Annotated in this window: 9 protein-coding genes, 1 pseudogene and 1 other annotated feature; of the genes and pseudogenes, 8 read left to right on the forward strand and 2 right to left on the reverse strand. The window is 43.8% G+C overall.

The window, feature by feature from the left end:
* Positions 1-272: 272 nt before the first annotated feature.
* The 7 genes from DXA18_RS08615 to DXA18_RS08645 all read left to right on the forward strand — a co-directional run bounded on the left by DXA18_RS08615 (position 273) and on the right by DXA18_RS08645 (position 7,193).
* Positions 273-1,064 carry an HAD family hydrolase gene (locus tag DXA18_RS08615; RefSeq protein ID WP_158567107.1) on the forward strand — a complete coding sequence of 264 codons (792 nt, stop codon included), beginning with the start codon at positions 273-275 and terminating at the stop codon, positions 1,062-1,064.
* 26 nt (positions 1,065-1,090) lie between these two features.
* Entirely contained in the window at positions 1,091-1,522 is a 432-nt protein-coding gene (locus tag DXA18_RS08620; RefSeq protein WP_118383567.1) for a metal-sensing transcriptional repressor, read from the forward strand.
* 221 nt (positions 1,523-1,743) lie between these two features.
* Positions 1,744-2,997 (forward strand): AraC family transcriptional regulator, encoded by a 1,254-nt coding sequence (locus DXA18_RS08625; protein WP_118383568.1) that lies wholly within the window; start codon positions 1,744-1,746, stop codon positions 2,995-2,997.
* Between the two features lie 78 nt (positions 2,998-3,075).
* Positions 3,076-3,819, forward strand: a complete 744-nt coding sequence (gene larB / locus DXA18_RS08630) for a nickel pincer cofactor biosynthesis protein LarB (RefSeq protein ID WP_118383569.1) — start codon at positions 3,076-3,078, stop codon at positions 3,817-3,819.
* Positions 3,820-3,837: 18 nt separating this feature from the next.
* Positions 3,838-5,169, forward strand: coding sequence for a nickel pincer cofactor biosynthesis protein LarC (gene larC, locus DXA18_RS08635; protein WP_118383570.1), 1,332 nt, complete (start codon positions 3,838-3,840; stop codon positions 5,167-5,169).
* 66 nt (positions 5,170-5,235) lie between these two features.
* Positions 5,236-6,054, forward strand: coding sequence for an ATP-dependent sacrificial sulfur transferase LarE (gene larE, locus DXA18_RS08640; protein ID WP_118383571.1), 819 nt, complete (start codon positions 5,236-5,238; stop codon positions 6,052-6,054).
* 35 nt (positions 6,055-6,089) lie between these two features.
* Positions 6,090-7,193 (forward strand): ornithine cyclodeaminase family domain, encoded by a 1,104-nt coding sequence (locus DXA18_RS08645; protein WP_118383572.1) that lies wholly within the window; start codon positions 6,090-6,092, stop codon positions 7,191-7,193.
* 145 nt (positions 7,194-7,338) lie between these two features.
* On the opposite strand, the gene DXA18_RS08650 is transcribed toward DXA18_RS08645, so the two are convergent.
* Together DXA18_RS08650 and DXA18_RS08655 are read right to left on the reverse strand one after the other, a co-directional pair.
* Complete coding sequence (locus tag DXA18_RS08650) at positions 7,339-9,036, reverse strand: carbon starvation CstA family protein (RefSeq protein WP_118383574.1); 1,698 nt, start codon at positions 9,034-9,036, stop codon at positions 7,339-7,341.
* Positions 9,037-9,158: 122 nt separating this feature from the next.
* Positions 9,159-9,412: a binding site (T-box leader), on the reverse strand.
* A gap of 61 nt (positions 9,413-9,473) precedes the next feature.
* Positions 9,474-10,190 carry a GTP pyrophosphokinase gene (locus tag DXA18_RS08655; RefSeq protein ID WP_118383575.1) on the reverse strand — a complete coding sequence of 239 codons (717 nt, stop codon included), beginning with the start codon at positions 10,188-10,190 and terminating at the stop codon, positions 9,474-9,476.
* Positions 10,191-10,353: 163 nt separating this feature from the next.
* On the opposite strand from DXA18_RS08655, the pseudogene DXA18_RS08660 reads away from it, so the two are divergent.
* A pseudogene (locus DXA18_RS08660) lies at positions 10,354-11,795 on the forward strand (Wadjet anti-phage system protein JetA family protein).
* The last annotated feature ends 6 nt before the right edge of the window (positions 11,796-11,801 follow it).

Here is an 11,801-nt window from a genome sequence, read left to right on the forward strand (position 1 = left end):
TTACCTGATTAGGTGTTGTGTCTATATTTGATTTTCAAACCACCGAAAGATGGTTTATTTGCTATGCCCTTTATTTCTTAGTTGTCTTCTACTTATTTGTTTCAAACTTATACCTCTCTTATAAATGACTTATATATGTGACAATGTGAATTGTCGGTATCCTTTAGTATAGTCTTTTACAGCAACAGAATCAAGTGTGCAGATTATGCTCTTGCATTGAAGACTGGTATCAATTAAACTATTACATGGATAAATCGAAAAGGAGAAGAAAAATGGTAAAACTGATTGTTACAGATGTGGATGATACATTAGTGCCGGAAGCGGGAAGTGAGATCAATCCGGAATATTATGATATAATTCGTGAATGTAGAAAAAGAGGCATTATCTTTGGCGTGGCAAGCGGAAGACAGAAGCCTTGTGTAAGGAAGCTGTTTGAACCTGTGTTAGATGAGATTTTTATCCTGGCAGATAATGGTACAGATATCTGGAGCAGTCAATATCAGACATCGATGAAATTACCATATGAGCTATATACAGAATTGATTGATGACATACATGAGCTGGAAGGCTATTCTATTATGGCGTGTAAGCCAGACATTGCTTATTTCGAATATGGTCATGAAAAGTATTTTGAACATATGAAGACGTATCCGTATGTAGGAGAATATACGGATGATATGCGTGGCATAAAAGATATCTGTAAGATATCGGTATGGCGAGAGGAAGGAATTGATCCGGCTGTGGAACGGCGCATGCAGGAAAAATGGTCAGACGTCATGGAAGTATGTATGGCGGGAGAGTGTTTTCTGGACTTTATGGCAAAAGGCTGTAACAAAGGAAAAGCGTTGTCTATTATGCAGGGGCATTATGGTATTGGCAGAGAAGATACAGTAGCATTCGGTAATGCAGATAATGACATTCCGATGCTCCAGAATGCAGCGCATAGTTATGCTGTTGCAGCGGCGAGCACAAGATTAAAGGAGACGGCTTCGCAGGTAATCGGAGAAATGAAAGACGATGCGGTATTGAAGAAGCTTCGAGAGATCCTGAACATTGCAGGATAAGAGTAATACAGAAAAGAGTGGTTGATATGAATACAGAGAATGCACAGACAAAAAAGAAATATACGCATGAAGAATTGCATGAGCTGGGAATTGCACACGAGCACAGTCACGAACACTCGCATGATCATCCGCACGATCATGATGGGGAGCATAGCCACGAGCATGGACATGGAGAACATGGACATCATCATGTGCACAGTGAGAAAGAAAAGAAAGCAGTTGTGAACCGTCTTGCCAAAGCTATCGGTCATCTGGAAGCTGTGAAACGTATGGTGGAAAGAGATGCAGATTGCAGTGAGGTCCTTATTCAGCTTGCAGCAGTGCGTTCTGCAATTAATAATACAGGTAAGGTAGTGTTAAAGAACCATATGAATCACTGCATTGTAGAAGCAGTTAAAGAGCATGATATGGAAGCAATCGAGCAGTTAAATAAAGCTATCGATCAATTTATGAAATAGTTTCATATAAAGAGCAGAAAGCTCTGAAAACAGTTATAAGTAGGAAATTGTTTTTAGGGCTTTCTCTGCTCCAATATGATATAAAAGAGATAACGTCGTTGTCTCTTATTTGCTATCAATAAGATTAAAATACAGAAGAACAGAAGAAAAATGTCCGGTTAGATTATTTTGATGTCATATAATTAGAACATATGACATAGATTAAAGGAGGATATGGGAGAATGTCGGATTTAATTACGATACAGAATTTTTGTGACAGAAATACTTCAGAGCCGATGATATGCAGCTTTGAGACAGAGACCATCTCAACTCCGACATCGCCGATTCTGCATTCTATGGCTCGTATATGGTTAATCAATGAAGGGGAAGCAGTAGTCTTGATTAATAATAAAGAATACTGTTTAACAAAAGGCTGCTGTGTAGGCATTTTGCCGTGGCAGATTACAGAAGTGATTGAGGTAAAGAAGCCGATTACGTTCTATCTGGTTGTATATTATTACGATAATGTTAATGAGATTATTAAGACATTTTATAATCCCGGGAGTATAGAGATGTCGATATTGCACAGAATTACAGCACATCCGATGATAGAGCTACATGACAGGGCATATCAGCAGATGCAGATACTGTTTATGCAGTTAGAAGATGAAGTGCATGAGATGTATACAGCAGACGAAGTAGAGGAGAACGAAGAAGACAGAGCATTAAGGAACTTGTTTATTACAAATAAGTTGGTTGAGATTATGCTTGTGCTGATGCGCTATGAGAAAAAAACGAAAAAGAAGTGGGAGACGATTGATGCCAGTGAAATTTTTCTGTATCTGTATTCACATCTTAATGAACGGATAACATTGGAACAGCTTTCACATAAATTCTATATGAGCGAATCCGCAATCGGAACTTATATTAAAAAGACGACGGGATTATCATTCTTTGATCTGATAAATGAGATGAGGATCGGACGAACAATGAATTACCTACTATATACGGATCTTACGCTGGAAGAACTGGCAGAGATACTGGGATTTGTAGACGGTGCACATATCAGCAAAGTATTCAAGGCAAGAACTGGCATGAAGGTCAGCGAATATAGAAAAACCTATCAGAGGATTGGAGATCAGTGTCGTATCAGTGATCGAAAAGTATATTATGAGATTGTGGCATATATTTACAGACATTATGCAGAAGATTTGAAAGGCAGTGATCTGAGCAGAAAATTTGGTGTGACAATGAAGAATCTGAATCGTATTTTGCTGTATCAGGTAGAAATGACCTTTCATGGATATTTGAATTATATCCGGGTAAACAAAGCGTCGGAGTTGCTCCTGACAACGGATAAAACTATTTTAGATATTGCATTGGAAGTTGGATACAATACGGAAAAAACATTGTCCCGTAATTTTATCATGATTCGTCATATCACGCCGGGAAAATTCCATACAAATATGCGTTTTCAAGGGATCGAAAATATTTAACAGACGAAAGAAGCATTTTCTTGAGGTTCAATGTGAAAACGAAATATGATAAGATAAACGGAAGGCAGGAAATTACAAATGAATGTGAAAGATTTACTTGAACAGGTGAAAAATGGAACAATAGAGATAGAGGAAGCGGAGAAGCATTTGCGGAAGCAGCCGTATGAAGAAATGGGCTATGCCAAGCTGGATTCGCACAGGGAGATCCGCTCCGGCTTTCCGGAAGTTGTGTATTGCAGTGGTAAGCCGGATGAATTTCTGGCATCCATTTATCAGAAATTGTATGATGAAAATGGAGAAGTATTCGGAACACGGGCAAGTGAGCATCAGTATGAGATTGTAAAACAGGTGCTTCCGCAGGTCGTGTATGATCCGATTTCTCATATTTTGAAAATCGAAAAAGAAGATAAGGAACATATTGGTAAAATCGCAATCTGCAGTGCAGGTACTGCGGATATCCCGGTAGCAGAAGAGGCAGCTCAGACAGCAGAATTTTTTGGTGCAAATGTAGATCGGATTTACGATGTGGGTGTCAGCGGTGTGCATAGATTATTAGCGCAGCTTGATACCGTTCAGGAGGCGAACTGTGTTGTGGCAGTGGCTGGCATGGAAGGCGCATTGGCAAGCGTAGTTGGCGGACTTGTGAGCAATCCGGTGATCGCAGTGCCGACTTCGGTCGGCTATGGTGCAAGTATGCACGGATTATCGGCGCTTCTTACTATGATCAATTCCTGTGCAAATGGAATTGCTGTGGTAAATATTGATAACGGATATGGAGCCGGATATATGGCAACACAGATCAACCGGCTTGCAGTAAAATAAAGGTTATAGGTGGACAGGATGAATAGACAGTTATATTTGGAATGCTATTCCGGCATCAGCGGTGATATGACGGTTGCAGCACTGCTGGATCTGGGGGCAGACGAGCAGATATTAAGAAAAGCACTTGCAAGCCTTCCGGTGGGAGGCTTTGAGATAGCAGTTACAAGAAAAGTAAAGTCAGGATTAGATGTCTGTGATTTTGATGTGATATTGGATGCGGAACATGAGAACCATGACCATGATATGGAGTATCTGCATGGGCATGATCATCAGCACACACATGACCATGAGCATGTACACGAGGATGGAAGTGTACACACACACGAGCATCACCACCATGACCACAGTCACGAGCATCATCACGATCATGGACATCATCATGAGCACCGAGGGCTTCATGAAATCTTACATATTATTGAGCATGCAGATATGACAGAACGTGCAAAGGAGACTGCTGTCCGTATTTTCCAGATACTTGCGGAAGCGGAATCAAAGGCACACGGCGTACCGGCAGATCAGGTACATTTCCATGAGGTAGGAGCAGTAGATTCTATTGTAGATATTCTTGCAGTGGCAGTATGTCTGGATAATCTGGATATCACGGAAGTGATTGTACCGTTTCTGTGTGAAGGTCAGGGCTCTATTCGCTGTCAGCATGGCATTATTCCAGTACCGGTTCCGGCGGTAGTTAATATCGCACAGGCACATGGACTAACTTTGAAGCCGACAGGTGTGCAGGGAGAACTGGTGACACCGACAGGAGCTGCGATTGTGGCAGCAGTACGTACATCAGACAAGTTACCGCAGACCTGTCGTATTGTAAAGATTGGAATGGGTGCAGGAAAAAGAGAATATGAGGGTACCGGTATATTGAGAGCAATGCTGCTGGAAAGTGGAAGTGCGGAAGCGGCAGATACAATATGGCGTCTCGAGAGCAATCTGGACGATTGCAGTGGAGAAGTCCTTGGCTTTGTGATGGATGAACTTTTTGCTGCAGGTGCAAGGGATGTATATTATACACCTATTTATATGAAAAAGAACCGTCCGGCGGTTCAGATTAATATAATCTGCCGGGAGCAGGATGTTGATAAATTGCAGAATATATTGTTCTGCAACACTACGACAATTGGCGTGCGCAGGTGTCGTATGGAGCGCACAATACTTCCGAGGGAAATCAGACAGATGGATACCCCTTATGGAAAAGTACAGGTAAAGGTATGCCGGATCGGAGAAGAAGTCCGAGCGTATCCGGAATATGACAGTGTGTCAGAACTTTGTAAGACGCATAATATGTCATTTCAGAAGGCATGGCGCATAGTAAGTGCGGCAGCGGATACTGTGGAGAAATAAACTTAAAAAGAACAGGATTCGTATATGGTCACTATGACAGACAATGATGGCAGGAGGATAGGTGACATGACGTATGAAGAGAAGAAACAAAAACTACAGAAACAGATGCTTGTATATGCACAGGGAGATATGTTGGTCGCATTTTCGGGAGGAGTAGATAGTAGTCTGATCCTGAAGCTTGCGGTGCAGGCAGCTGCGAAAACTGGACATCAGGTATATGGTATTATGATGCATACGATGCTCCATCCGATGGGAGAAGTAGAGGATGCGAGGGTAACAGCAGAGCAGATTGGAGCAGAATTCCGGGTGCTTGAGATTGATGAACTGAAAGGTGCGGATATTCTGGATAATCCGGTGGATCGTTGCTATCGCTGTAAGAAATATCTGTTTCGTAATCTGATAGAAGAGGGCGAGAAACTTGGCGTGTCTGTTATGATGGAAGGAACTAATGAGGATGACCTGCATGTATATCGCCCGGGTCTTCGGGCAATTCGTGAACTTGGCATTCACAGTCCATTAGCGGAAGCAGGAATGACGAAAGCAGAGGTCAGGAGGCTGGCAGGAGAGCTTGGCGTATCCGTATCGAATAAGCCGTCTATGCCATGTCTTGCAACCAGATTCCCGTATGGAACACGTATTTCGTATGAGGCTATGAGAAAGGTTGACGAGGGAGAAGCATTTATCAGAAGTCTGGGTTTCTACAATGTGCGTCTGCGCATTCATAATGATGTTGCAAGAATTGAAGTGGATGTGAACGAGATGCCTCATTTGTTGGAGCATTGCGAGCAGATTGTTGCGAAATTAAAAAATCTGGGCTATGATTACATTACAGTGGATCTGGAAGGCTTCCGATCCGGAAGCATGGATCTTCATGTAAAGAAATAACTGCAAAGAGGAACGACAGCAAAGGAGGAAATATGATGAACAAATTTGAAATGCCAGAGTACAGACATCCGGATTTTAGTCAGGAAATGTTTGTAAATGCACCAAGTGTAAAGTATGAAGCAGCGGAGAAGGATGGCGTTGCGCCGGAGAATTTTCACAGCACATCCATGTATCCAGAATATTTTAAAATAGACGGAGAGTGGAAGCTCGCAGAAGAAAGTCGTATGGACTCCTGTGTCGTGTATTGCGAGGATGGACATCTGGCAGTTGTAGAGGCACGGAACCTGAAAAAGGGTGACCGTGTAATCACAGGCAGAACAGAACGTTGTGAGGAAGGCATCTATATGCACTGTCATGGTTTTGAAGAGCCGGGAGCAAAGCTTGATGATCAGTTTGTATTCCGTCAGGGAAGAAGCCGTGAGACCTCTTATGCAAGAGATTATGATAAGTTATTTGAATTGTTAAAATATGAAAAGGAGAATGGCGGAAATGTAGTCTGGGTAATGGGACCGGCATTTGCATTTGATGCGGATGCAAGAGCAGCTATGCAGGCATTGATTGAGAATGGATATGCGCAGGGCGTGCTGGCGGGCAATGCACTTGCAACACATGATCTGGAAGGGGCACTTCTGCATACAGCGCTGGGACAGGACATTTATACGCAGGAGTCACAGCCAAATGGACATTATAATCATCTGGATGTGCTGAATAAGGTAAGAAGAAGCGGATCTATCCCGCAGTTTATTGAGGACTATAAGCTAGATGATGGCATTATCTGTAGCTGCGTTAAGCATAATGTTCCATTCGTGTTGGCAGGATCTATCCGTGATGATGGACCGCTTCCGGAAGTGATCGGCAATGTCTATGATGCTGCGGATGCTATGCGAGGACTGGTGCGTAATGCGACTACGGTGATCTGTATGGCGACCATGCTTCATACTATAGCAACCGGTAATATGACACCGTCATTCCGGATGCTCGAGGACGGCACAATTCGTCCGGTGTATCTGTATACGATCGATATCGATGAATTTGTGGTAAATAAATTACTGGATCGGGGAAGTCTGAGTGCGACTACGATGGTAACAAATGTGCAGGACTTTATTACGCTGGTGGCCAAGGGATTAGGAGTGCAATAGAATCAGCAATAAAAAGGAGATGTAACTCATCTATATGAGGTGCATCTCCTTCTCAATATGTACGTTATTTGTAATAACCTTCCTGTACGAGCACCTGCTCGTCCCAGGCTGCCCTTCGAAATTCTTGAATTAAGCTTGATCAGGATTAAGCCTGTGCTTTATCAGCTTTCTTTTTCAATAGTTCTTTTCCCGATGTGACTACGATATTAACACCAAGGATGATGAGCAGGACCGCGAGGATCAGCTGAAGTCCTTCTACCATGAATACTGCGGTTCCTGCACTGAATGCTTTGACCAGTGCGATAGAACGCTGAATCAGTGCAGTAAATGTTACACACAGCATGATGATGAGCGGCGGGAACAGTGTGCGGTTCTCACGACCTGTAACTTTCAGGAATACACACAGTGTAATCAGGACCAGTGCGCTTAACAGCTGGTTGGCACTGCCGAACAGTGGCCAGATATTGGCATATCCAACCTTTGTAAGGATGAATCCACAAGCCAGTGTAATGATGGTTGAGAAGTATTTGTTGCAGAGAACTTTGCGCCATCCTGCTGCATGTTCCATATCATCAACACTGAAGAGTTCCTGGAAGGACATACGTCCGATACGTGCTACAGAGTCCAGACTTGTAAGTGCCAGTGCGGATACGCACATGGTCATAAAGCACTGTGCTGCGAATGCGTGGATACCAAACATTTTCAGGAATCCTGCAACTCCGGCAGAGAAGATCTGGAATGGTGTGCCTACGGCAGCAGTTCCATCAGCGGAAGCGGCAGCACCTGCAACGCAGAGAGCTACAACAGCCAGCAGACTTTCCAGTACCATGGCACCATAGCCAACCTTTAACATATCTTTTTCATTTGCGATGATCTTAGAAGATGTACCGGAAGATACCAGGCTGTGGAATCCGGATACAGCTCCGCAGGCAACTGTTACGAACAGGATCGGGAACAGATTGCCGAGGGCTTCATTACTGAAGCCTGTGTATGCAGGGAGGTTCATAGATGGATGTGCTACAACAAGACCGAGCACAGCACCGATGATCATACCTGCGAACATGAATGTGGTCATGTAATCTCTTGGTTCCATCAGAAGCCACATTGGAAGTACGGCTGCCAGGAAGATATAAGCAAATGTGATGTATGACCAGGTATCTTTGGTAGCAATGATAGGAAGGTTCATACCGATCAGCAGAGCGGCTGCTGTGAATACCAGTCCTACGACTACCTGTTTCCAGCCCTTGAAATTGAATTTCTTCTGGATCAGACCAAATACTACTGCAAATGCGATGAAGAGCAGTGAGATACATCCTGCTGCACCATTTGCATTAGCACTGTCAGCGAGGGATACGACACCATCGGTTTCTACATATGCGTTAAATGTACCGGCAACCATGTCTGCAAATGCTGCGATAACGATCAGTGTGAACAGCCAACAGAAACCGAGGAACAGACGACGTCCGGTCTTGCCGATATATTTCTCAATCAGAAGTCCCATGGACTTACCTTCATTTTTAACACTTGCGTACAGTGCACCGAAATCGGTAACTGCGCCGAAGAAGATGCCGCCTAACAAGATCCAGAGAAGTACTGGAAGCCATCCGAATGCTGCTGCCTGAATGGCACCGGTGACGGGACCGGCTCCGGCGATAGAAGAAAACTGATGTGCAAATACGGTCCATCCGTTGGTCGGTACATAATCTTCGCCATCATTATGTCTGACGGCCGGTGTCTCTGCGGTAGGATCAATACCCCACTTTTTTGCAAGCCAGCGACCGTAAAGTGCATATCCGGCCAGGAGGCATACTGCTGCGATCAATACGATTACTAATGTGTTCATACTCTAATACACTCCTTTACTTGATACTTAATACTATAAGATAATATTTCAACATCAAATCCGATCGATATGAGTGGATATATGGAAAATAAAAAAAGCCTGCGTCCTTTATGGATTATCCATAAGAAGACGGAGGCTTAAACCTTCGCGATACCACTTCTCTTGCCGGAATAACCGGCCTCTCTGTCTCATCCTTTGAATGAGCATCCCTGTAACGGTGGATCTCCGACCTGAATTACTTGCAACGTGTAATTTGTGTTGATTCAGGCTGCTTGCAGGTGATAGCTTCTTGTTCCTGTGATGTCTTCTCACACCGACCGAAGACTCTCTGTAAACACAAGTGAACGAAAAGTGTTGTCCTGTTCGTCGCATTTGATTGTTGATAACAGTCATTATAGTCCTGCGTTTTAAGATGTCAAGAGAAGAAAATATTGTTTTTATAAAAGTACATCTTTGGAGGTTCCGTTCAGAACATCCCTTACATGTTGCATGCGTGCGTCCAGAGAAGCACTGATGTTGGCACATTCCAGCATTTCTTCTTCCAGATAATGTGCCTGATCTTCCGGGATATCTTTTTTGTAGCGGAGCTTGTGCTCCAGACTTGCCCAAAAATCCATGGCTATGGTACGGAGTTGTACTTCGACAGTTATCATGCGCTTTCCTTCCTGTAGGAAGATTGGAATGCTGATGATCAGATGCAGGCTTCGGTAGCCGCCCGGCTTTGGATTCTTGATATAGTCTTTCTTCTTAATTAATGTAATATCGTCCTGGCTGAGCAGACAGTCTGCCAGCATATAGATGTCATCCGGGAAAGAACAGATCACGCGGACACCGGCAATGTCGTGGATATTCTCCTCAATAGAGGCTACTGTCAGTGGGATGTCTTTGCGACGGATCTTGCGCATCAGACTTTCCATAGATTTGGTACGGCTTTTGATATCCTCGATTGGATTGCGGTCGTACTCCAGTGAATACTGTTCGTTCAGCACGCGGAATTTGGTCTCTACTTCCATAATGGCACACTTATAATAAGACATCATTTCGTCAAATGGACGTTTGTTCTTCTGTACAAAATTAATAAATTCATCGGACAGCAGACTGTTCCGAAGAATGGAATCTCTTCTTTTTTCGATAATAGTTTCAAAACCTTTCATTATAAAAAGCCCCTTTCTATGCCTATTATAGCGGGTTTGGGAGGGTGAGGCAATAGACAGATGGCGGAGTGTGGGGGATAAAGAGAGGAGTTACAGAATGGTGGCATATTTTCATGGAAAATGTTAAAATATATGTAATTACGGTGTACAAAGGGAGAAACTTATGAATCTGATGAATAAGATTCCGCGGGAATTTTATAAATTATTTGCAAGTAAATATATGGATTACTACCAGCAGTTTCTGACAGCAATTTACGAAGAATCCGGTAGGTCATTTTCATTGCTGGGGCTGACAGAGGCGAGTGCCGTGCTGTGATGAATGAGCGGATTGCGGAGACGACGCTGGACTGGAGCGAGGAGCAGTTTGACGAAGAGGGAGAACTGTTGACACGCTCGAATATGGCATCGATCTGTCTGAAGCATCTCGAGGACTGGGGATGGCTGAAGCGGGATTACGATGAAGCACTGAACAGTTACGTGGTGTCATTTCCGGAATACAGCCAGCAGTTCGTGGAGCTTTTCCAGAGATTGTACAGTGATAATCGTGATAAGGAGCGGGAGAGCGTGTTGGCAGTGTACAGTTATCTTCATACGTACAGTACCGACCGTGAGAAGAATAATGAGATATTGAAAAGCGCATTGTCTACATCACGAGGGCTTCTGCAGATGCTTGCCAATATGCAGGAGAGTATGCGCGGCTATTTTGATGAATTGTCCAGACAGAAAAGTTTTCTTGGAATTCAGGAAGTACTGGTGAAGGAAATTAATAACAGTGACAGTAAGAAGTATGCGATTCTGACGACGACAGACAGCTTTTACCGTTATAAGGAAGCGGTGAAGGAACTGATTGATCAGAACCTGGTGGAAAATGAAGATCGCTATCAGGAGATATTACTCCGCAAGGCAGAATACGAGGGGCAGAAGAGGGCAGATATGGATCAGGCAGAAGAAGTGCTGTATGAACTTTCGCCACAGTACCGGAGGCTGGAACGTGCGCTGGAACTGAGCAAAGAAGCAAATGATCTGCTGTATCGTATTGAACGGGAGTTTGATGCGATTGAGCGGAGATACAATATGCTGATTGAGCAGAAGACGGTATTTGCAGGACGAGCAGCAGCGAGAATCCGCTATATCCTGATGGAAGGAGCTGTGGAAGAAGACCGTACGGTGACACTTGTGAATCTGCTGAACCAGAGCGGAAAGCAGGAAGAGATGCTTATGAAACTGGCGGATCGTATGGGACTTACCGAACGATATAAAGTGATGACCGATCGCAGTCTTTACCGCAGACGTGAGAATGAGCGAGATGTATTTGCGCCGCAGGCAGTGGTGGCAGCTGAAACAGAAGAAATGTTGGATTCCTTTGTGCTGAAACCGTTGTATACCAGTCAGGAAATCGCCGAATTTCGGAGAAAGAATCAGGAGGATGGCAGATTTACGGTTACAGAGGAGACGATACAGTCGGTAGAAGACCTGGAAAAATTATTTTTTGTCTGGCAGGAGGCTACCGAAGTGGCAGATACCGATAAGGAGATTACGGTAGGAAAAGAACTGGAAAGTAAAGACGGATATCGGTTCTCAGAACTTACTGTCAGGGAAAAGTAAAAAACG

Origin of the sequence: Dorea sp. AM58-8 (assembly GCF_003464045.1) — a bacterium.
Taxonomy (GTDB): domain Bacteria; phylum Bacillota; class Clostridia; order Lachnospirales; family Lachnospiraceae; genus Claveliimonas; species Claveliimonas ammoniilytica.

Excerpts from the sequence above, each read along its gene's own strand:
- DXA18_RS08615 (WP_158567107.1), top strand. The coding sequence starts at position 273 with ATGGTAAAACTGATTGTTACAGATGTGGATGATACATTAGTGCCGGAA.
- DXA18_RS08655 (WP_118383575.1), bottom strand. The coding sequence starts at position 10,190 with ATGAAAGGTTTTGAAACTATTATCGAAAAAAGAAGAGATTCCATTCTT.
- DXA18_RS08625 (WP_118383568.1), top strand. The coding sequence starts at position 1,744 with ATGTCGGATTTAATTACGATACAGAATTTTTGTGACAGAAATACTTCA.
- larB (WP_118383569.1), top strand. The coding sequence starts at position 3,076 with ATGAATGTGAAAGATTTACTTGAACAGGTGAAAAATGGAACAATAGAG.
- DXA18_RS08650 (WP_118383574.1), bottom strand. The coding sequence starts at position 9,036 with ATGAACACATTAGTAATCGTATTGATCGCAGCAGTATGCCTCCTGGCC.
- DXA18_RS08645 (WP_118383572.1), top strand. The coding sequence starts at position 6,090 with ATGAACAAATTTGAAATGCCAGAGTACAGACATCCGGATTTTAGTCAG.
- larC (WP_118383570.1), top strand. The coding sequence starts at position 3,838 with ATGAATAGACAGTTATATTTGGAATGCTATTCCGGCATCAGCGGTGAT.
- larE (WP_118383571.1), top strand. The coding sequence starts at position 5,236 with ATGACGTATGAAGAGAAGAAACAAAAACTACAGAAACAGATGCTTGTA.
- DXA18_RS08620 (WP_118383567.1), top strand. The coding sequence starts at position 1,091 with ATGAATACAGAGAATGCACAGACAAAAAAGAAATATACGCATGAAGAA.